18 protein-coding genes are annotated in these 20,251 nt (G+C 67.3%); 6 read left to right on the top strand and 12 right to left on the bottom strand.

Annotation, left to right across the window (positions count from 1 at the left end; all coding sequences use genetic code 11):
- Positions 1 to 218: 218 nt before the first annotated feature.
- From ndk to ABD678_RS08410, 8 genes are all read right to left on the bottom strand, one after another.
- Positions 219 to 641, bottom strand: coding sequence for a nucleoside-diphosphate kinase (gene ndk, locus ABD678_RS08445; RefSeq protein WP_344755646.1), 423 nt, complete (start codon positions 639 to 641; stop codon positions 219 to 221).
- Positions 638 to 1,027, bottom strand: a complete 390-nt coding sequence (locus ABD678_RS08440; protein ID WP_344755644.1) for a DUF4233 domain-containing protein — start codon at positions 1,025 to 1,027, stop codon at positions 638 to 640. Before ABD678_RS08440 ends, ndk begins: the two co-directional genes overlap by 4 nt.
- Positions 1,024 to 2,430, bottom strand: coding sequence for a bifunctional folylpolyglutamate synthase/dihydrofolate synthase (locus ABD678_RS08435; protein WP_344755642.1), 1,407 nt, complete (start codon positions 2,428 to 2,430; stop codon positions 1,024 to 1,026). The genes ABD678_RS08440 and ABD678_RS08435 overlap by 4 nt, the downstream gene beginning before the upstream one ends.
- Entirely contained in the window at positions 2,423 to 5,857 is a 3,435-nt protein-coding gene (locus ABD678_RS08430; protein ID WP_344755640.1) for an isoleucine--tRNA ligase, read from the bottom strand. Before ABD678_RS08430 ends, ABD678_RS08435 begins: the two co-directional genes overlap by 8 nt.
- A gap of 353 nt (positions 5,858 to 6,210) precedes the next feature.
- On the bottom strand, positions 6,211 to 7,179 hold the full coding sequence (locus tag ABD678_RS08425) for a hypothetical protein (protein WP_344755637.1): 969 nt from the start codon (positions 7,177 to 7,179) through the stop codon (positions 6,211 to 6,213).
- Between the two features lie 251 nt (positions 7,180 to 7,430).
- Complete coding sequence (locus ABD678_RS08420) at positions 7,431 to 8,432, bottom strand: DUF1648 domain-containing protein (protein ID WP_344755635.1); 1,002 nt, start codon at positions 8,430 to 8,432, stop codon at positions 7,431 to 7,433.
- Complete coding sequence (locus tag ABD678_RS08415; protein ID WP_344755633.1) at positions 8,429 to 8,782, bottom strand: GntR family transcriptional regulator; 354 nt, start codon at positions 8,780 to 8,782, stop codon at positions 8,429 to 8,431. The genes ABD678_RS08420 and ABD678_RS08415 overlap by 4 nt, the downstream gene beginning before the upstream one ends.
- 21 nt (positions 8,783 to 8,803) lie before the next feature.
- The gene (locus ABD678_RS08410) at positions 8,804 to 9,364 is read right to left on the bottom strand and encodes a TetR/AcrR family transcriptional regulator (protein WP_344755631.1); all 561 of its coding nucleotides are present in this window, start codon (positions 9,362 to 9,364) and stop codon (positions 8,804 to 8,806) included.
- 79 nt (positions 9,365 to 9,443) lie between these two features.
- On the opposite strand from ABD678_RS08410, the gene ABD678_RS08405 reads away from it, so the two are divergent.
- The 5 genes from ABD678_RS08405 (at position 9,444) to ABD678_RS08385 (ending at position 15,134) form a co-directional block, all read left to right on the top strand.
- Positions 9,444 to 10,766 (top strand): MFS transporter, encoded by a 1,323-nt coding sequence (locus ABD678_RS08405; RefSeq protein ID WP_344755629.1) that lies wholly within the window; start codon positions 9,444 to 9,446, stop codon positions 10,764 to 10,766.
- A 124-nt stretch (positions 10,767 to 10,890) separates the two neighbouring features.
- Complete coding sequence (locus ABD678_RS08400; protein ID WP_344755627.1) at positions 10,891 to 11,556, top strand: hypothetical protein; 666 nt, start codon at positions 10,891 to 10,893, stop codon at positions 11,554 to 11,556.
- A gap of 21 nt (positions 11,557 to 11,577) precedes the next feature.
- Positions 11,578 to 12,159 carry a hypothetical protein gene (locus tag ABD678_RS08395; RefSeq protein WP_344755625.1) on the top strand — a complete coding sequence of 194 codons (582 nt, stop codon included), beginning with the start codon at positions 11,578 to 11,580 and terminating at the stop codon, positions 12,157 to 12,159.
- A 96-nt stretch (positions 12,160 to 12,255) separates the two neighbouring features.
- Positions 12,256 to 14,844: a valine--tRNA ligase gene (gene valS, locus ABD678_RS08390; protein ID WP_344755623.1), complete on the top strand. Its 2,589-nt coding sequence runs from the start codon at positions 12,256 to 12,258 to the stop codon at positions 14,842 to 14,844.
- Positions 14,844 to 15,134 carry a hypothetical protein gene (locus ABD678_RS08385; RefSeq protein WP_344755621.1) on the top strand — a complete coding sequence of 97 codons (291 nt, stop codon included), beginning with the start codon at positions 14,844 to 14,846 and terminating at the stop codon, positions 15,132 to 15,134. Before valS ends, ABD678_RS08385 begins: the two co-directional genes overlap by 1 nt.
- Before the next feature lie 50 nt (positions 15,135 to 15,184).
- Here the strand turns inward: ABD678_RS08385 and ABD678_RS08380 are convergent, their stop codons facing one another.
- The 3 genes from ABD678_RS08380 to ABD678_RS08370 all read right to left on the bottom strand — a co-directional run bounded on the left by ABD678_RS08380 (position 15,185) and on the right by ABD678_RS08370 (position 17,097).
- Positions 15,185 to 15,460, bottom strand: coding sequence for a hypothetical protein (locus ABD678_RS08380; RefSeq protein ID WP_344755619.1), 276 nt, complete (start codon positions 15,458 to 15,460; stop codon positions 15,185 to 15,187).
- Between the two features lie 28 nt (positions 15,461 to 15,488).
- Entirely contained in the window at positions 15,489 to 16,184 is a 696-nt protein-coding gene (locus ABD678_RS08375; protein ID WP_344755617.1) for an ArsR/SmtB family transcription factor, read from the bottom strand.
- A 91-nt stretch (positions 16,185 to 16,275) separates the two neighbouring features.
- Positions 16,276 to 17,097, bottom strand: coding sequence for a methyltransferase domain-containing protein (locus ABD678_RS08370; protein ID WP_344755615.1), 822 nt, complete (start codon positions 17,095 to 17,097; stop codon positions 16,276 to 16,278).
- Positions 17,098 to 17,122: 25 nt separating this feature from the next.
- On the opposite strand from ABD678_RS08370, the gene ABD678_RS08365 reads away from it, so the two are divergent.
- Positions 17,123 to 19,144, top strand: a complete 2,022-nt coding sequence (locus tag ABD678_RS08365; protein WP_344755613.1) for a M3 family metallopeptidase — start codon at positions 17,123 to 17,125, stop codon at positions 19,142 to 19,144.
- Here the strand turns inward: ABD678_RS08365 and ABD678_RS08360 are convergent.
- Positions 19,122 to 20,243: a benzoate/H(+) symporter BenE family transporter gene (locus ABD678_RS08360; protein WP_344757130.1), complete on the bottom strand. Its 1,122-nt coding sequence runs from the start codon at positions 20,241 to 20,243 to the stop codon at positions 19,122 to 19,124. The two genes, ABD678_RS08365 and ABD678_RS08360, sit on opposite strands and share 23 nt — an antisense overlap.
- Positions 20,244 to 20,251 lie beyond the last annotated feature (8 nt).

Here is a 20,251-nt window from a genome sequence, read left to right as displayed (position 1 = left end):
GCGCACTCTCTGCGTTTCGCAGAAATCGAGCGCGAGCGCGGTCTGAACTTTCAGTCCCCCACGCTAGCAATGATCTGAGTAGCGCCGGAATGGTGATATACCATCAGATACGCGTATAGAAACCCCTGATCCGCATGCGTTTTCACTCCTCAGCGACGGCGCTGGATCGCGTGGGGCATCGTTGCCGTTTCGTTATCGTGCAAAGCCTGCGATGTCGGTTAAGCGAACCACAGCGCGAGCTCGCGAGCGGCCGATTCCTGGGAATCCGACCCGTGCACGAGGTTCTGCTGCACGGCGAGGCCCCAGTCACGGCCGAGGTCGCCGCGGATGGTGCCGGGGGCGGCCGTCGTCGGATCGGTCGTGCCCGCGAGCATCCGGAACCCCTCGATGACTCGGTCGCCCGCCACGCGCATCGCCACCACGGGGCCGCTCTCCATGAACTCGACGAGCGGCTCGTAGAACGGCTTGCCCTGGTGCTCCTCGTAGTGCTTCGCCAGCAGGTCGCGGTCGGCGTGCACGAGTCGGATGTCGACGAGCTGGTACCCCTTCGCCTCGATGCGGCGCAGGATCTCGCCGGTGAGGCTGCGGGCGACGCCATCCGGCTTCACCAGCACGAGGGTCTCTTCGACGGGGGCATTCATGGTGTCTCCTTTGTTGGGCTGTTGTCGGATGAACGATTGCGCGCATCGAGTCGGCGGGCGGTCACGAAGCAGTAGACCCAGATGGCGACGAACCCGGCGCCGATGAAGAACATGAGCGGCAGGATGAACCCGATCGCGATGAGAGCGACCTGGAGCAGCCAGCCGAGCCACACTCCCCAGTGGAATCTCATGAGCCAGGCCGCGAGCAGGAAGATCGCGAAGAGTGCTCCCCCTCCCCCGAACACGACTGCGGGGGGCAGCACCTTCAGCCCGAAAGCGGTGACGGTCACGAAGAACAGCAGGGCGGCCTCGAGCCCCAGCACGATCGACAGGAGCGACTCGGTGGCCGTTCGCGCCCGGCGCGGAGTCGGCTGCCGGCCGCTCATCGGTTCCCGCCCTGCATAGCCCACCCCTGAGCAGTCGCGAGTTCGATCGCCTCGCCGATGAGCGTGATCGAGCCGGTGACGAGCACGGCGCGGCCCGGAGCCGCATCCGCCCACTCTCGTGCTTCGGAGAGTGCGGCGTCGAGGTCGTCGAACTCGAGTCGCGGCGCCTCGTGCGCCCACTCGCCGACCCGCTCGGCGAGCGCCTCCGCCGGGATCGCCCGGTCCGAGTGCGACTGGGTCACGTGGATGCGCGAAGCCAGCGGCGCGAGCGCGTCGACGATGCCGTGGGCGTCCTTGTCCTCGAGGATGCCCATCACGAGCACGAGCTCGGCGAAGTCGAAGTAGCTGCCGATCGCTGCGGCAAGCGCCTTCGCCCCGTGCGGGTTGTGGGCGGCGTCGATGAGCACGGTCGGCTCGGTGCCGAGGATCTGCAGGCGTCCGGGCGAGGTCGCCGTGGCCAGCCCCTCGGCGAGGATGTCGTGGTCGAGCGGCTGCGCACCCCCGCCGAGGAACGACTCGACGGCCGCGATCGCGAGAGTCGCATTGGCGGCCTGGTGGTCGCCAAAGAGCGGCAGGAAGAGGTCCGCATAGTGCCCGGCCATACCGCGCACCGAGATGACCTGCCCGCCGACGGCAATGGTCGTCGACTCGAGCGCGAACGCCTCGCCCTCGACCGCGAGGGTGGATTCGGTGAGGGCGACGGCGCGCTCGATGGCGGCCAGCGCATCCGGGACCTGCTTCGCCGAGACGACGCGGGCGGCGGGCTTGATGATGCCGGCCTTCGTCGTCGCGATCTCGAGGATCGTGTTGCCGAGCCGATGCATGTGGTCGAGCGCGATCGGGGCGAAGACGGCGACCTGACCGTCGGCGATGTTCGTCGAATCCCACTCTCCGCCCATCCCGACCTCGAGCACGACGACGTCGACGGGGGCATCCGCGAAACAGGCGAAGGCGAGCACAGTGAGGGCCTCGAAGAAGGTGACCGGCAGCTCGCCCGCAGCCTCGAGCTCGGCATCGACCATGGCGAGGTGGGGCTGGATGTCGTCCCAGTTGGCCACGAGAGCCTCGTTGGCGATCGGGTCGCCGTCGATCACGATGCGCTCATTCATGCGCACGAGGTGCGGGCTCGTGAGCAGCCCGGTGCGCAGGCCGTAGGCCCGCAGGATGCTCTCGGCGATTCGACTCGTACTCGTCTTGCCGTTCGTGCCGGTGACGTGGATGATCGGGTACGCGCGTTGCGGGTCGCCGAGAAGTTCCGCCGCCCGCCGGGTCGGCCCGAGTCTCGGCTGCGGGTTCGCCTCGCCGACGCGGGAGAGGAGCTCGGCGTAGACCCGGTCGGCCTGCGACTGGAACAGCGCATCGTCGCCGATCTCCGGGTCTTCTGCTTCGCGCTTCCTAGACATCGATTCCCCTGCCCTGGCGGTTGAGTTCGACGAGCACCGCGCCGGTGTTCGCGTACAGCCCGGCCTTGACAGTGACCCGGAACGCATCGCCGGAGCCGTGCACCGCTGCGAGTTCCTCGAGGTTCGCGAACTCCCCGTCGAACGACTCAGCCGAGCGTACCTCGATCGCCGGCGCGAGCGTCTCTTCGGAGATCATGCCGGCATAGGCCGCCACGCTCGACGCCTCCCCCGGATCCTCGAAATAGAGGCGCAGGTTGATGCGGTCGCTCACGTCGAGGCCGGCGGAGCGCCGGGTCTCCTGCACGGCCCGGATGACGTCGCGGGCGAGCCCCTCCGCCTCCAGCTCAGGCGTCGTGGCGGTGTCGAGCACGACGAAGCCTTCCGTGTCGAGGAAGGAGACGGCGCTCGCCGGGTCGGCGGACTCGAGCACGAGCTCGAACTCTCCGTCGCGCAGCACCGTGCCCCCCGCGACGACGGTCTCGCCGTCGACACTCCAGTCCCCGGACTTCGACGCCTGGATGATGCGCTGCACGTCCTTGCCGACCCGGGGGCCGAGCGCCCTCGCGTTGACCGAGAGCCGGCGCGTGATGCCGAAATCGCCCAGGCTGCCCTCGGTGAGCGGGGCGAAGGCGATGTGCCGGACATTGAGTTCGTCCTTCAGGATGTCGGAGAACTCGGCCAGCCCCGCGCTGTCGCCGACGACGGTCAGTCGGGAGAGCGGAAGTCGCACCCGGCGCCCGGTCGACTTGCGCAGCGCGAGCCCGGCCGAGGCGATCTCGCGCACCCGGTCCATGGCGGAGACGAGCGCGTCATCCGCGGGGAACAGGTTCGCATCCGGCCAGTCCTCGAGGTGGACGCTGCGGCCACCCGTGAGCCCCTTCCACATCTCCTCGGCGACGAGGGGAATGAGCGGCGCCGCCACCCTCAGCACGGTCTCGAGCACCGTGTAGAGGGTGTCGAAGGCATCCCGCTCGTCGCCGGCCCAGAAGCGGTCGCGGCTTCGCCTGACATACCAGTTGGTGAGTACGTCGGCGAAGTCGCGCAGCTTCGCGGATGCCATGGGCGAGTCGAGCGCCTCGAGGTCGACTGTGACGTCGGTCACGAGACGACGGGTCTTGGCCAGCAGGTAGCGGTCGAGGATGTTGGTGGAGTCGGTGCGCCAACGGGCGAGGTATCCCGCGCCACGGGTCTCGACAGACTCGACCGGAGAAGGCGTCGCGGCGTTCGCGTAGAGGGCGAAGAAGTAGTACGTGCTCCACATCGGGAGCAGGAACTCGCGCACACCCGCGCGGATCGCCTCCTCGGTGACGCTGATGTTGCCGCCGCGGATGACGGACGACGACATGAGGAACCAGCGCATCGCATCCGCGCCGTCGCGGTCGAAGACCTCGTTGACGTCCGGATAGTTGCGCAGGCTCTTCGACATCTTCTGACCGTCGCTGCCGAGCACGATGCCATGGCTGAGCACGTTTGTGAAGGCCGGTCGGTCGAAGATCGCGGTCGAGAGCACGTGCATGACGTAGAACCAGCCGCGCGTCTGCCCGATGTACTCGACGATGAAGTCGGCCGGGCTGTGGCTGTCGAACCACTCCTGGTTCTCGAAGGGGTAGTGCACCTGCGCGTAGGGCATCGAACCGGAGTCGAACCACACGTCGAGCACATCCTCGATCCGGCGCATGGTGGACCGGCCGGTCGGGTCGTCCGGGTTCGGGCGGGTCAGCTCGTCGATGTAGGGGCGATGCAGGTCGGGCTCGCCCGCCGCGTTGACCGGCATCCGGCCGAAGTCGCGTTCGATTTCGGCGAGCGAGCCGTAGGCGTCCACCCGCGGGTAGGCCGGGTCGTCGCTCTTCCAGATCGGGATCGGCGAGCCCCAGTAGCGGTTGCGGGAGATCGACCAGTCGCGGGCGCCCGAGAGCCACTTGCCGAACTGGCCGTCCTTGACGTTGTCGGGCACCCAGGTGATCTCCTGGTTGAGCTCGCCCATCCGGTCGCGGAACTCCGGCACCTTCACGAACCAACTCGACACCGCCTTGTAGATGAGCGGGTTGCGGCACCGCCAGCAGTGCGGGTAGCTGTGCTCGTAGCTCGCCACCTTGAGCAGGCGGCCCATGGCCCGCAGCTGCTTGACGAGCACCGGGTTCGCGTCGAAGACCTGCAGGCCCTCGACGCCCTCGACCTCGGGCAGGAAGCGTCCCCCGTCGTCGACCGAGAGGACGACCGGGATCCCCGCCTGGCCGCAGACGAGCTGGTCGTCCTCGCCATAGGCAGGCGCCTGGTGCACGATGCCGGTGCCCTCGCCGGTCTCGACGTAGTCGGCGACGAGCACCTGCCAGGCGTTCTGCGTGCCGTACTTCTCGGCATCCGCGTAGTAGTCCCACAGGCGCTCGTACCGGATGCCGGCGAGCTCGCTGCCGAGGACAGTGCGCTCGACCGCCGCGTGGGCCTCCTCCGCGGAGGCGTAGCCGAGTTCCTTCGCGTAGGAGCCGATCGTGTCGGCGGCCAGGAGATAGCGTGCGCCATCACTGGCTGGTCTCGACAGGCTCGACCCGAGAGACTCAGTCGACCCATCCTCTCCGGTCGAGCTTGGACCCCCCTGAGGCTCTCGAAGGGCCGAGACCCGGGCCTGCACGACCGCGTACTCGATGCCGGGGCCGACCGCGAGCGCAGCATTGGTGGGCAGGGTCCACGGCGTCGTCGTCCAGGCGAGGGCGTTGACGCCGGCGAGGCCGAGGGCATCCGCTTTCTCCCCGGTGAGCGGGAAGGTGACCGTGACGGACTGGTCCTGGCGCATCTTGTAGACGTCGTCGTCCATCCGAAGTTCGTGGTTCGAGAGGGGCGTCTGGTCGCGCCAGCAGTAAGGGAGCACACGGTAGCCCTCATAGGCGAGGTCTTTGTCGTAGAGCTGTTTGAAGCCCCAGATGACCGACTCCATGAAGGTCGTGTCGAGGGTCTTGTAGTCGTTCTCGAAGTCGACCCAGCGGGCCATCCGGGTGACGTACTCCTCCCACTCCTTCGTGTATTTGAGCACCGACTCGCGCGCCGCCTGGTTGAAGGCGGCGATGCCCATCTCCTCGATCTGGCTCTTGTCGGTGATGCCCAGCTGGCGTTCGGCCTCGAGTTCGGCGGGGAGGCCGTGGGTGTCCCATCCGAAGCGCCGATGCACCTGCCTGCCGCGCATGGTCTGGAAGCGCGGGAACAGGTCTTTCGCGTAGCCGGTGAGCAGGTGGCCGTAGTGCGGGAGTCCGTTCGCGAACGGCGGGCCGTCGTAGAAGACCCACTCCTCGGCGCCCTCGCGCTGCTCGACGGAGGCGCGGAAGGTGTCGTCCTTCGCCCAGAATGCGAGGATGCGCTCCTCGAGCTCCGGAAAGCGCGGGCTCGGGCTGAGCGGCTCGGCCGGTTCGCCGTCTGCGGAAAGCGGGTAGGTCATCGGTTTCATTCCTCGTGCTGGACGTTGGTGCTGTGTCAACACGAGGACGACGGATGCCGCGGTACCACCTCGTTTGCAGTCCCGGAGAACTGCCACTCATTGCAGGCGATGACGGGCCCACCCGTTCGGTTCTACTTGTTGCTTTACCGACCGCCAAGACGGCGGCGCGCAACGTTCTTCCGAAGGCTCCCCGGTGATGGCCGGATCGATGCCTCTGCGTCAAGGATACGCGTCCCGGCGGACTCGCACACATCCTGGTCGAGATCCCTCGTGGTTACCGAGATCCCTGGCCGCGCGGGTGTTCTTGTCGCCCGCGGGCGAAGTAGTACCCGCGGGCGACGAGAACACCCGCGTTACGTCCGCCATCGTGGGGCGGGCCGCGGCTTCGACGACGGCAACCCGTCCCGTACGAGCCGATCGTAGAGCTGCTGGGGTGGGTAGAGCTCCCGGGGTTCCCAGCGCGAGAACATCCGCACCTGCTGTCGCAGCTCGTTCTCCCTCCCCTTCTCGGCGAAGAACACCTGGTCCCGGGTCCTCCCCTGCAGAATCCGTGGATCCCGATACTTCATACGACCGTCGCATTCTCCGATGTGGTCGAAATCCGGCCAGTAGAAGTCGACCTCCGCGTGGCGGCTGTTCGCCAGTGCGAACCTGCGTTGCAGCTCGGGTTCGGGAAAGCCCAGAAGATGCAGCTGCACCCGGCTGTGCGACTCCTCCACCGAATCCGAGAGTGACGTCGCGAACCCCGAAGAGGCAAGCGCTCGTCGGTAGCCGCGATTGCCTTCCGTCGCCGCGACGACGCGCGCGATCTGGTCTTCCGTTGCGAGCGGGGTGGGCCGCCGCCGGCGGTGCAACGCGGAATCAAGCGCGACGACGGCATCCGCGAAGGGGAGCTCTCTTGCGAGGTCCACGGCGGTCTGCGCCGGCGAGGTCAGCGCCAACCCATCGAGTTCCAGCACCTCGATGCCGTCGAGCCCGGTGCAGTGCCGACGAAGCGCACCATCCGATCGACCTCCCGATGCCCGCTCCAGCGTGACATCGACGACTGTCGGCCATGGCCCGAGAATCCGGATGCCCCAGAGCGCCGCCGCCGCGAAGTGCGAGAACACCGGAGCCGTGCGCAGGCGACCGGCCACCGCCATGACCCGCGCCCGATGCCGATCGATGGGTTCGAGTTCATTCCAAACATCGAGGTCGGCGTAGCTGCCGGCTGCCACGCGTACCAGGCTGCCTCGGCGCAGCGCCCGCCGCACGCTCGAGTCGGGCGTACCGATGACCTCAAGGTCGCGTCGTCGAATGAGGAAGTCGATAGTGGCAGGCATGGCACTATCGTCGGGCTTTGCGCGCGGCACAGGTCCTCAGGATGCGCGAAACGGTGGAGAGCGGATGCCGATCGGGACTGTGTGGGAGGGGAAGAGGTGGAACGAGATCCGGCCCGCGCGGGTGTTTTTGCCCTGCGCGGGTGTCGTAATTCCAGCGCTCGATGAAAACACCCGCGCCAACGCTGGTTCTGGCCTCGGATGGTGGCAGCGGATGCGGGGAAGATAGGTGGGAAGGCGGGCGGGAAGGCCCGTCAGCGGGTGCGCTGCGCGATGAGCGCGGCAAGCACGCCTGCGCCGGTCGCGGCGTCGTCGACGGTCACGACGAAATGCTTGCCCGGCGTGGTCGTCACCTCGATACCCTCGCCCGCACGCAGGATGATCCCGGTGCGCCCCTGGCCGCCCCAGCGCCAGCCCCATCCGCCGAAATCGCGCGTCGGGTCGACCTCGACGACCTGCACCGAGCGGATGTCGTCGAGCGGGATGCGTTTGCGCGGCCAGCCGAACACGCCCCTGGCGATGAAACCGCGATGGTCGGCGGATACGCGCCACCATGTGTTGGTCGCCACGAGAGCGGCGACCAAGACGAGAACGACGATGGCGAAGGCGCCCGACCCCCTGGAGGCGAACGCTGCCACAACGACTGCGCCGATGGCGACCACGAGGGTCAGCGCAACGACCACGAGAGCGACGGTGCCGAGGCGTGCGGAGCGCGACCACGACACCCGCTCCTGGCCCTGGACATCCACCGGTCTCGGACTCGTGCCCGCCTGGCCCACCCTCTCCGCGGGGGGCAGCAGGAACCAGCCGGCGACGGCGAGGACGAACCCGGCGCCGACGCCGACGGCGAACCAGGGCCCGACGCCCTGGGCATCGTGGGCATCGGCCAGCCCCCGCTGAATCGCCACGCTCCCTCCGATGCCGACATTCAGCAGTGCCGCCAGCCACAGGCTCGTGACGACCAGGAACTTCTGGTTCCAGGTGAGGCGCCCGGAAGGCGTCGACCGCCATGACCATACCGCTGCGAACGCGCTGAACACCACGGTGATGCCGAGCGGGAGAAGGATGAAGGGCATCGCCGATCCGAAGCCGTCGGGCCCGGCACCCGACCAGTGGACGGCGATCGGGTCGGGAAGCTGCGGCATCCACGACACCAGGAGCGCCACGGTGACGAGCGCGACCGCGATCGGGACGACCGTGCCGATCACGATGGCCCGCAGCCTCGTGGCCTTCGTCTGCCGTGCGGTGTCGGTCATTGGTAGGTCTCCCTGATGAGTGCGGCGAGCGCCGCCGGAGCGATGTCGAGTTTGCGCGCCTCGGCGATGACGGCGTCGACGGCGGTGTTGAGATCCTCGTAGCCGCCGGGTGGCCGGCCGGTCACGATCGCACCACGCCCTGGTCGCAGCTCGATGAGGCCTTCATCGCGCAGCAACTGGTATGCCCGCAGCACGGTGTGCACGTTGATGTCGAGGGACTGTGCGAGCTCGCGTGCCGACGGCAGGCGCTCGCCGAGCGCGATGGCCCCGGTGATCGTCGATGCCCGGATGCTGCCGGCCAGCTGGTCGAACAGCGGGACGCCGGAGGACGGGTCGATTCTGATGAGCACGAGGCGAGTCTATTGTTATAGTTAGACTAGCGCAAGTGCGTCACTGAGGTAATCCCGCAAACCCCGTCGACCCACGCCGCCCACGATCCAGGCGCCCCACGCCGCGACGATCGCCCCGGCCACGGCATTGGCACGCACGTTGACGGAGAGTGCTCGGCGGTCTCCTCCGGACTCGGCGGCCATGGCCGTGCGGATGAGCGCCGTCACGCGGGCCACCCGTACGAGGCCGGAGGCGACGAGCTCCTCGCGCGTGCCCATGGCATCCGCCTGCGTGACCGCGAGAGGGACGCGCTCCGGGCCCACCTCGGCGGCGACCGTCGCCACCGCCTCGAGCAATGGCGCACCCGCGCCCAGGCATTCCTCGAGTCGTTCGATCGCGTGGTCGGCGTCGATCCACAGCAGATCGCTCTTGGAGGAGAAGTAGTTGAAAAAGGTCGCGCGGCTCACGCCGGCCCGCTGGGTGATCTCGTCGATCGTGGTGCCGCCGTAGCTCTGCTCGAGGAAGAGTTCGGCGGCGGCATCCTCGATCGTGCCCCGCGACGACGCCCGCGGGCGGCCCGCCGTCATGCGCTCGCTTTTCATCCGTCGACTCCACTAGTATCTATTTCTGGACTCAGTCTAACAATCCATCCCACCGCACTCCTGAACCGAAAGGCCGCGCGTGACCGCGACAGAGCTGGAACCCCTGGTCGTCAAGCCCACCGAACCGAAAGTGGCTCGCAAGGTCGTCTGGGCGTCCTTCGTCGGAACATCCCTCGAATCGTACGACTTCTACGTCTTCGCCTACTTCAGCGCGATCTTCAGCGCGCCGCTGTTCTTCCCGGAGCAGGATCGCGCGGCGGGCACCATCCTGTCGTTCCTGCTCCTCGCGATGTCCTACCTCGTCCGCCCACTCGGCGCGGTCATCTTCGGGCACCTCGGCGACCGCATCGGCCGCAAACGCACGCTTCTCTGGACGATCGGCATCATGGGTGTCGCGACCGGCGCGATCGGCCTCCTCCCCGATTTCGCGAGCATCGGCATCCTCGCCCCGATCCTGCTGGCACTGCTGCGGATCGTCCAGGGACTCTCCCTCGGCGGCGAGTGGGGCGGCGCCATCCTCCTCGCCACCGAACATGCCGGTTACCGCAGGCGCGGGTTCTACGCCGCGCTCCCCCAGCTCGGCTCACCGGTCGGCACGATCCTCACCGGCGCCCTCTTCCTGCTCCTGACGCTCACGCTGAGCGGCGAGGACATGCTCGCCTGGGGATGGCGACTGCCGTTCCTGCTCGCCTTCCCGCTGCTGGCCGTCTCGCTCTACCTGCGGCTCGCGATCGACGAGACTCCCGTCTTCAAGACCCTGGTCGACACGGGCCGCCGCTCGCGCATCCCGGTGCTCGACGTCTTTCGCACGCATCCGTTCGCGGTCATCGTCGCGATCGGTGCTGCCCTGCTCGGCATCGGCTCGTACTCGCTCATGAACACCTACACGATGGCCTACGGCGTCAACATCCTCGGATTCTCCTATCAGGAGCTCTTCCAGGCGACGCTCATCGGCAGCCTCCTGCAACTCGTCACGATTCCGCTCTTCGGGGTGTGGGCGAATCGCATCGGCTCCGCGAGGGTCGTCGCGATCGGCGCGCTCGGCACCCTGCTCATCACCTTCCCGATGTACTGGATGCTGCAGTTCGCGACGTTCCCGATCCTCGTCGGAACGATGATCATCGGCGGGATCCTCCCCACTCTCAGCTGGGCCGGGCTCGGCGGCCTCATGTCCGATCTGTTCAGCGGGCCGGTGCGCTACAGCGCACTCTCGATCGCCTACAGCGTCGCCGCCGTCATCTCCGGCCTCATCCCGCTCGCCACACAGGCGCTGTCCACGGCGACGGATGCCGCCTGGTGGCATCCGGGGATCGTGCTCGCCCTGTTGTCGGTCCTCACCCTCGTTGCCTCACTCATCGCCGTGCGCATTCGCGTGCGCGACGAGGTCGTCGCCGAGTCGTAACGCCACGACTCTCCCCGTGCCGGGTGCGGGAGGTCGGCTCTGGTGCGTCGACCTCCCGCGCCCTTAGAATGACCCTCGATCGATTTCAGCACGTGCGCATTCCTTTCTTGACCGGCGGGGATTCATGAGCGACGACACACCTACCGAGCGATTCGAGGCTCCGAGCGCGGCGGCGACCGTCGGCGAAGGCGGCAAGAAGAAATCGAAGCTCCTCATCCTCATCCTGTCGATCGTCGGCGGACTGCTGCTCATCGCCGTTGTCGTGCTGCTGACGCTGCTGTTGTCGCGCGGGATCGGTGGCCCGAGTGCGGAACCGGTCTCCGACGTCAGCACGAGCCCGTCGGCGAGCTCGAGCGAGACACCCAGCGAGAGCCCGAGCGCGTCCCCCAGCGAGACACCCAGCGAGAGCCCGAGCGCATCGCCGAGTTCTGCGCCGCCGCCTCCGCCCCCGCCGCCGCAGGAGACCGGACCGCGATTCAAGACGCTCAACTACCCGTCGAGCCAGAGTTGCTCGGCCGGTGGACCGTCCTTCCCCGCGACCCGTCCGACGTTCACCGTTTCATGGTCGACCGCTGGCGCCGACGAGGCGTGGTTCGTCAACGGCACGGACGACGCCGCGAACTCGGGGTACATGCAGATCCCCCTGAACGGGAATCAGGGTGACTTCCCGTACGAGCAGATCGTCGACTGCTCCGACGGAAGCAATACCTACACGATCACTCTCGTCGGACCCGACGGCAAGCACGTGAGCAAGACGTGGACGGTCACGATCACGGGAGATCACTTCTAACCGCAACGCTGAGGAGGACCGTTGTCCACCGAACCGGCACCGAGCAAGAAGAACAACAGAACCCTCATCGCGCTCATCGCGGTGATCGGCGTCCTCCTGCTCGCACTCATCGCCCTTGTCTTCTTCATCCTCGGCCAGGGCTCGGCCGTCGATCGGGAGCCGACGGGTTTGAACTCCAGCACCTCGCCCTCGTCGTCCCCCGGTGCCTCGCCGAGCGAGTCGTCGAGCGAGGGTCCGAGCGAGAGCCCTGCCGGCGAGGCCGCACCACCCGAGGATGAATCGACCCGCTTCACCGCCTTCAACGCTCCGACGACCGTGACCTGCGATGCCGGCAATGAGGACTACCAGCCGCCGAAGCCCACCCTCATGGTGTCCTGGGCGAGCGCGAATGCGGTCCAGGCCTGGTACTCCCCCGGCGATCAGGACGCGAAGGACAAGAACTACATGCAGGTCCCGTTGAGCGGCAACCAGAACGACTTCACCGACGAGCACCTCTTCCCCTGCTTCGACCAGGGACCGTCCCGCGACTACACGATCACGCTCGTCGGCCCGAACGGCGAACACGTGAGCAAGACCTGGACGGTGACCGACCTGAGCCGTTAGTCGAGCCGGCCTGCTCCGGTACGATGGGTGCACAACCCACACTCAGGCACCTCAGAACATGACACGGTGCCGCACATAGCGAAACCGGAGAATGCCATGGCTGACGCCGTCCCCGACAAGCCCGCCCTCGAAGGGTTGGAGAGCAAATGGGGCACCGAATGGGAGGCCAGGGGAACCTACCGGTTCGACCGCGACGCCGCCCTCGCCCATACGACGCCGCGCGAGAACATCTACTCGATCGACACTCCGCCGCCCACGGCATCCGGATCGCTCCACATCGGCCATGTCTTCAGCTACACGCACATGGACCTCGCCGCACGCTACCAGCGAATGCGCGGCAAGAGCCTCTTCTACCCGATGGGCTGGGACGACAACGGGCTGCCCACCGAACGCCGGGTGCAGAACTACTACGGGGTGCGCTGCGACCCTTCGCTTCCCTACGACCCCGCGTTCACTCCGCCTTTCGAAGGCGGCGACAACAAGAGCGCGAAGGCAGCCGACCAGCTGCCGATCAGCCGCCGAAACTTCATCGAGCTGTGCGAGAAGCTCACCGCCGAGGACGAGCAGCAGTTCGAGGCGCTCTGGCGCAAACTCGGACTCTCCGTCGACTGGACGCAGACCTACCGCACGATCGGCCCCAAGTCGCAGACCGCCGCGCAGCGCGCGTTCCTGCGCAACCTCGCCCGCGGCGAGGCGTACCGCTCCGAAGCACCCACCCTATGGGACGTGACGTTCCGCACCGCTGTCGCGCAGGCCGAGCTCGAAGACAAGGACATGCCGGCCGCGTTCCACCGGGTCGCCTTCCACAAGCCCGACGGCTCCCCCGTGCACATCGAGACGACGCGCCCTGAGCTGCTCGCCGCCTGTGTCGCGCTCGTGGCGCATCCGGATGACGAACGCTACCAGCCGCTCTTCGGCACGACCGTGCGCACCCCGATCTTCGACGTCGAGGTGCCCGTCGTCGCGCACCGTCTCGCCCAGCAGGACAAAGGCTCCGGCATCGCGATGATCTGCACGTTCGGCGACGTGACCGACGTCGTCTGGTGGCGTGAGTTCGATCTGCCCAACCGCACCATCATCGGGCGGGACGGGCGCATCGTCGACGAGGCCCCGGATGCCCTGGTGACGGATGCGGCGAAAACCGCCTTCGCCGAACTCGCCGGCAAGACCGTGTTCAGCGCGAAGGCACGCATGGTCGAGCTGCTGCGAGAGAGCGGCGACCTCGAAGGCGAGCCGAAGCCGATCACGCATGCGGTCAAGTTCTTCGAGAAGGGTGACAAGCCGCTCGAGATCGTGAGCACCCTGCAGTGGTACATCACGAACGGCGCACGCGACGAGAAACTGCGCGACGCGCTCCTCGAGCGCGGCCGCGAAGTGAACTTCGCCCCCGACTTCATGAGGGTGCGCTACGAGAACTGGGTGGGCGGGCTCACCGGCGACTGGCTCGTGTCACGACAGCGCTTCTTCGGCGTGCCCATCCCGGTCTGGTACGAGCTCGACGCGAACGGTGAGCAGGGTGCGGTCATCGTGCCGCCCGAGAGCTCCCTCCCGGTGGACCCCTCGTCGGATACCGCCCCCGGCTACGACGAGAGCCAGCGCGGGGTGCCCGGCGGCTTCGTCGGCGAGGTCGACATCATGGACACCTGGGCGACCTCCTCCCTCACACCGCAGATCGCCGGCGGCTGGGAACGCGACCCGGAGCTCTTCGACCTCGTCTTCCCCTACGACCTGCGCAGCCAGGGGCAGGACATCATCCGCACCTGGCTGTTCTCGACCGTCCTGCGCGCCCAGCTGGAGCACGGCGTCGTGCCGTGGAAGAACGCCGGCATCAGCGGCTTCATCGTCGACCCCGACCGCAAGAAGATGTCGAAGTCGAAGGGCAACGTCGTCACCCCCGCCGGGATGCTCGACGACCACGGCTCGGATGCTGTGCGGTACTGGGCGGCGTCGTCGCGGCTCGGAACCGATGCGGCCTTCGACCCGCAGAACCCGAAGCAGATCAAGATCGGGCGGCGACTGGCCATCAAGGTGCTCAACGCCGCGAAGTTCGTGTACTCGTTCGAGGTACCGCTTGGTTTCGATACGTCCGCTTCGCGGACTACGGGGCCAACGGAAGCGCTCGACGTCGACCTGCTCGCCGAACTGGACGAGGTCATCCGCATCGCCACGAAGGCCTACGACGAATACGACCACGCTCGCGCGCTTGAGGCGGCAGAGCAGTTCTTCTGGACCTTCTGCGACGACTACCTCGAACTCGTGAAGGAACGCGCCTACGGTGCATCCGGCGCCGAGGGTCAGGCCTCGGCCGTGGCCGCCCTGCGCACCGCTGTCGACGTGCTGCTGCGCCTGTTCGCGCCCGTGCTGCCCTTCGCCACGGAGGAAGTCTGGTCCTGGACGCATGACGAGTCCATCCACACCGCACCGTGGCCCGTTGCGGGCGGCGGTGCGGCCCCGACCGGACTGCTCGGGCTCGTGAGCGAAGCCCTCATTGGCATCCGGCGGGCCAAGACGGATGCGAAGGCCTCCCAAAAGACAGAGGTCGCCTCGGCGACAATTGCCGGCCCTGCCCTCCTGCGCGAGGCCGCAGACGACCTCAAGGCGGTCGGACGGATCACCGAACTCGAGTTCGCCGAGGCTGACGAGGTCGCGGTGACCTCGATCGTGCTCGCCGAGACCACAGGCTGATGCAACTCGGTACGCGGTGGGCATTCGGTGCTGAGCCGCCGACGCGGTTGCCGGATGCTGTGGTCGCGGCGATCGCCGAGGTCGAGCAGGCGGCGTCGGACGCCTCCAAAGGCTCGGACGCATCCGCTCGCCGCTGGACGCTCACCTGGCTCGAGGGCCGGCCGATCGTCGAACTGGATCCGGCGCACGGCTCAGAGGATGTGACGGTGATTCGCTTCAATCCTTCGAGCGGCGCCGCTACTATTGCAGCAGGCGACTCCGGCGAGGAGTGGGTGGAGGAAGAGCTCTAGGAAAGCCGCACACCGCTTCTCGCCGGAGTCGAGTCGAAAAATTTGGGGCGCTACAACCCGATGCGCTGAGTGAGGCGCAGGGCGTCAGCTTCGCGTTGCAGCTCCGAGTTCCTCAGCTGCAGGCGACGGTAGTGCTCCTGGTGGGTCGTCGCGGCGCGCTGTTCGCGTGCGCGAGACCACTTGAGCATCGCAACGGCGAGGGTCGTCACGGCGCGGTCGATGCCGCGCGCGGGAGCCCGGCGAGCCACGGGAGCGCGCATAGTACCGTTCGGGGAAACGGTGCGGTTCAGAGGCGTTGCGCACTCCAGGGCGGTTGCGGTTGTCATGGTGTTCATCTCCTCTCCGACAACGAATTTACGGGCGACCACCGACATTTCCGGGGCCTCGAGTAGGGCGATGGGGGCGGTCATGGTCATGATTCTTGTTCTCCTTCTGGAGCGTCGTTTCGGGGATCTCGACACCGTCGATGACGGGAAATCCGTGGAACTGGAGCTGGACGGGACGGGTCCCTGCTGCGGTCTGGTCGCGGTGCTTCTCAGCGAACTCGGTAGCCAGCTCCATGTATTTCTCGGTGAACTCGGCGAGGTCCGCCGAGGTGACGAAGACGTTGGTGACACTCACCATGCTCGCGTCCGCCCACCTCTTCGGCAGTTCATCGATCCCGCGCTCGAGGAACTCGGCGAGGTTCTTCTCCCGGCTGCTCGACCACTCGCGCATGACGAGTTGGGTGGCCTCACGTCCGGCCGAGGTCTGACGCGTCTCTTCGTTGCCGATGCTGACCCCACCAGGGGTGCGCTCCCACCAGCGTTCGCGACCGACTCCCTTACCGGCGACCTCCCGCACGAAGCCGTGCTTCTCGAGCTGGCGAAGGTGGTAGCTGGTTGCGCCGCTGGACTCCCCGAGACGCTCGGCCAGGCCGCTCGCCGTGAAGGTGCCATAGGTGGAGAGCACGTCGAAGATCCTGACCCGCAGTGGGTGCGCGAGCGCCTTGAGGGACTCGAGGTCCATCGTGCGCTCTGGCGTGGTGCCGGGGTCGTCGTTCTTGCTCATGGGTACAAAAATAGCATTGCAAAGAGTTCTTTGCAACTACTTCTTTGCAATCAGTACTTTGCAACTGATTCTTTGCAAGCGTTCCTTTGCATTACCCCCGGCAGAGGATCTCCCCGTGCGGCATCGCGAACCAGCCGTCCGGCTCGTTGATCCAGTCCCGCCAGGCGCGGGAGATGTCGATGAGGTCGTCCTGCGAGGCGAGGCCGGTGTCGATCGCGTCGACGGCGAGCGCCGACTGCAGCATCCGGGTCTCCCAGAGGCTGCCCCACCACTCCCGATCCGCCTCAGAATTGAACGCCCAGATGGATGCCGTGGAACTGACGTCGGCGAAGCCGGCATCCCGCGCCCAGGCCTTCAAACGGCGACCGGCATCCGGCTCGCCGTCGTTGCTGCGCTGCACAGCGCTCAGCACCTCGAGCCAGCGCTCGAGCCCCGCCGAGTCCGGGTACCAGAAGCAGGCGCCGTAGTCGACATCCCGTGCTGCAACGACCCCGTCGGTCGCACGGACCCTGCGCAGCTCGCGCAGCATCCCCACGGGATTGGACACGTGTTGAAGCACCTGATGGGCATGCACGATGTCGAAAGCGCCGTCCTCGTAGTCGAGCTCGTAGGCGTTGCCGACCACGAACTCCACGTTGTCGACGTCACGCTCGGCGGCGAGCTCGATGGCCTTGGCGATCACCTCGGCGGAGGCGTCCATGCCGATCACGCGAGCTGGGTAGACCCGGGCCGCGATGTCGACCGTGATCGTGCCCGGGCCGCATCCGACATCGAGCACGGTCGCGCCGCTCACGAGGTCGGGGATGAGGTAGCCGGCCGAGTTCTCGACCGTGCGCCAACTGTGCGAACGCAGGACGCTCTCGTGGTGCCCGTGCGTGTAGCGATCCCCTGTACCCGACCCTGTACTTGACATGGAACCAGCCTAATAAGGTTGGAGGATGACGAACCCGTTCTTTGCACCGAGCACCCTCCCCTACCAACTCCCTCCTTTCGCCGATATCGAGGACGAGCACTACCTGCCCGCCTTCGAGAAGGGTTTCGAGGAGCAGCTCGCCGAGATCTCGAACATCACCGGCACGCAGGACGCGCCGACCTTCGAGAACACCATGATCCCGCTCGAGCAGAGCGGCCAGACGCTCCTGCGGGTCGCCCGGGTCTTCTACAACAAGTCCTCCTCCGACTCGAGCGACTTCACCAACGAGCTCGAGGAGAAGCTCGCTCCGCTCATGGCGGCGCACGAGGATGCCATCAAACTCGACTCCCAGCTGTATCGGCGCATCAAGGCGCTCCACGACCAGCTGGATTCGCAGGGCCTGAGCTCGGAGCAGCGCTACCTGGTCGAGCGGTACTACACCGAGATGACTCTCGCCGGTGCCGACCTCGACGAGGGGCAGAAGGAGAAGCTCAAGGACTACAACCAGAAGCTCTCCACGCTCACCACGCGGTTCGAGAAGAACCTGCTCGCCGACACCAACGACCTTGCGATCGTGATCGAGGACAAGGCCGAGCTCGAAGGCCTCGGCTCCGGCGAGATCTCGGCAGCGGCGGAGGCCGCGAAGGAGCGCGGACTCGATGGCAAGTACCTCGTGACGCTCGTGCTGCCGACCGGACACCCGTACCTCTCCGACCTCACCCGCCGCGACGTGCGCGAGAAGATCATGTCGGCGTCCCGCGCACGCGGCATCCGCGGTGGCGAGCACGACAACCGCGACCTCGTTCTGGAGATCGCGAAGCTGCGGGCCGAGCGAGCGCGTCTCCTCGGCTTCGACACGCACGCCGGTTTCGTGACAGCGGATGAGACGGCGAAGACCCCGGAGGCGGTCGCCGACATGCTCGGCAGGCTCGCCCCGCCCGCCGCCCGCAACGCCCGCGCCGAGCAGAAGGATCTCGAGGAGCTCGCGGGTCACCCCATCGAGCCCTGGGACTGGTCCTTCTACACGGAGAAGGTGCGCACGGCGAAGTACGACGTCGACACCGCGGCGATGCGCCCGTACTTCGAGGCTGAGCGCGTGCTGCAGGACGGCGTGTTCTTCGCGGCGACGAAGCTCTACGGCATCACCTTCGCGGAGCGTCCCGACCTCACGGCGTACCACCCGGATGCGCGCGTCTTCGAGGTGACGAACGAGGACGGCTCCCCCGTCGGCCTGTTCGTCTACGACCTGTACACGCGCGACTCGAAGCGCGGCGGCGCCTGGATGAACGAACTCGTCGGGCAGAACGACCTGCTCGACCAGCCGGTCGTGGTCGTCAACAACCACAATGTGCCGAAGCCTGCTGCGGGCGAGCCGACCCTGCTCACCTATGACGAGGTGAACACCCTGTTCCACGAGTTCGGGCACGCGCTGCACGGGCTCTTCGCGCGGGTGACCTACCCGAAGTTCACCGGAACGAGCGTGTTCCGCGACTTCGTCGAGTTCCCGAGCCAGGTCAACGAGATGTGGATGCTGTGGCCCGAGGTGGTTGCCAACTACGCCGTGCACCACGAGACCGGCGAGCCGATGCCGCAGGAGCTCGTCGACAAGCTGCACGCCTCAGAGCAGTTCAACGAGGGCTTCCAGACGAGCGAGTACCTCGCCGCGGCCCTGCTCGACCAGGCCTGGCACTCGATCACTGCCGACGATGTGGTGACGGATGTTGCCGCGTTCGAGGCGAAGGCCCTCGCAGCGGTCGGCCTCGACAACCCGGCGGTGCCGACCAGGTACTCGAGCACCTACTTCGCGCACACCTTCGCCGGAGGATACGACGCTGGCTACTACTCCTACATCTGGAGCGAGGTGCTGGATGCCGACACCGTCGAGTGGTTCAAGGAGAACGGCGGGCTGACCCGGGCGAACGGAGACCGCTTCCGAGAGAAGCTGCTCGGAGTCGGCGGCAAGATGGATGCGCTGGATGCCTACCGCGACTTCCGCGGCCGCGACGCCGTGATCGAGCCCCTGCTCAAGCGTCGCGGGCTGGAGTAGCGCTCGGTTCTTCCCGGTCCGCGCGACGCCGCCAGCCGAGCCACACCATGATGATCGCGCCGACGACGAGGCCCCAGAACGCGGAGCCGATTGCGGCGATCGTGAGGCCGGATGCCGTGACGAGGAAGGTGGCGATGGCCGCGATGCGATGCGGCGGCTCCTCGAGCGCGCCGCTGATGGAGGTGACGAGCGCCCCGACGACGGCGAGCCCGGCGACCGCGATGATGAGGATCGGCGGCGACGCGGCGACGAGTGCCGTCGCGACCCCCGCCCCGAGGCCGAGCACGAGGTAGAGCGCTCCGGCACTGAGCGTCGCGATCCACCGTTTCGACTTGTCCGGGTCGGCCTCAGGGCTCGCCATGATGGCGGCCGTGATCGCCGCGAGGTTGATGGCGTGTCCACCGAAGAACGCCCCGCCGATCGAAGCGAGCCCTGTCCCGACGAGCACGGGTCGAGCGGGGGTGTCGTAGCCGAACGTCGCCATGACCACGAAGCCAGGCACGTTCTGCCCTGCCATCGTGACGATGAAGAGCGGCAGGCCGAGGCTCACGATCACGGCGGGGTCGAACACGGGAGCCACGAAGGTGAGCTGTGGCGCGAGCTCGGCGCGTTGCAGCCAGGCACCACCAGCCGACACGGCGATGACGACCGCGGCCACGAGCATCGCAGCGGGCACGGCCCACCGGGGTGCGAGTCTCAGCATGATGAGCCAGGCGAGGATGATCGGTAGTGCGAGGAGCGGGTGGTCGAATACGGCCGTCACCGGTGCGAGGCAGATCGGGAACAGGATGCCGGCGAGCATCGCGCTCGCGATCGGCTTCGGGATGCTCGTCATGAGCCGCCCGAGCGCCGGCCAGAGCCCGCACAGCACGATGAGCGCTCCGCAGACGATGAATGCGCCGACGGCCCCGGCAAAGTTCGCGTGGTTCTGGCCCGCCGCGACGAGGAGTGCGGCCCCCGGCGTCGACCAGGCGATCGAGATCGGGATGCGATAGAGAAGCGCGAAGACGATCGAGGCGGCCCCGACCGTCGCGCACAGGATGAGCAGGCCGGACGAGGCTTCGGCATCCGTCGCCCCGACGGCCTGGAGTCCTGCGATGACGAGAG

This window comes from Leifsonella bigeumensis (genome assembly GCF_039537265.1).
GTDB lineage: Bacteria > Actinomycetota > Actinomycetes > Actinomycetales > Microbacteriaceae > Terrimesophilobacter > Terrimesophilobacter bigeumensis.
The sequence above is the reverse complement of the archived record's forward strand: the minus strand, read 5'-3'. Positions and strand labels throughout refer to the sequence as shown.

Bases quoted from the DNA above. Each gene is read 5' to 3' on its own strand.
- ndk (WP_344755646.1), bottom strand. From the start codon at position 641: ATGAATGCCCCCGTCGAAGAGACCCTCGTGCTGGTGAAGCCGGATGGC.
- ABD678_RS08400 (WP_344755627.1), top strand. From the start codon at position 10,891: ATGAGCGACGACACACCTACCGAGCGATTCGAGGCTCCGAGCGCGGCG.
- ABD678_RS08425 (WP_344755637.1), bottom strand. From the start codon at position 7,179: ATGCCTGCCACTATCGACTTCCTCATTCGACGACGCGACCTTGAGGTC.
- ABD678_RS08370 (WP_344755615.1), bottom strand. From the start codon at position 17,097: ATGTCAAGTACAGGGTCGGGTACAGGGGATCGCTACACGCACGGGCAC.
- ABD678_RS08430 (WP_344755640.1), bottom strand. From the start codon at position 5,857: ATGACCTACCCGCTTTCCGCAGACGGCGAACCGGCCGAGCCGCTCAGC.
- ABD678_RS08375 (WP_344755617.1), bottom strand. From the start codon at position 16,184: ATGAGCAAGAACGACGACCCCGGCACCACGCCAGAGCGCACGATGGAC.
- ABD678_RS08435 (WP_344755642.1), bottom strand. From the start codon at position 2,430: ATGTCTAGGAAGCGCGAAGCAGAAGACCCGGAGATCGGCGACGATGCG.
- ABD678_RS08385 (WP_344755621.1), top strand. From the start codon at position 14,844: ATGCAACTCGGTACGCGGTGGGCATTCGGTGCTGAGCCGCCGACGCGG.
- ABD678_RS08365 (WP_344755613.1), top strand. From the start codon at position 17,123: ATGACGAACCCGTTCTTTGCACCGAGCACCCTCCCCTACCAACTCCCT.
- valS (WP_344755623.1), top strand. From the start codon at position 12,256: ATGGCTGACGCCGTCCCCGACAAGCCCGCCCTCGAAGGGTTGGAGAGC.
- ABD678_RS08410 (WP_344755631.1), bottom strand. From the start codon at position 9,364: ATGAAAAGCGAGCGCATGACGGCGGGCCGCCCGCGGGCGTCGTCGCGG.
- ABD678_RS08420 (WP_344755635.1), bottom strand. From the start codon at position 8,432: ATGACCGACACCGCACGGCAGACGAAGGCCACGAGGCTGCGGGCCATC.
- ABD678_RS08440 (WP_344755644.1), bottom strand. From the start codon at position 1,027: ATGAGCGGCCGGCAGCCGACTCCGCGCCGGGCGCGAACGGCCACCGAG.
- ABD678_RS08380 (WP_344755619.1), bottom strand. From the start codon at position 15,460: ATGACAACCGCAACCGCCCTGGAGTGCGCAACGCCTCTGAACCGCACC.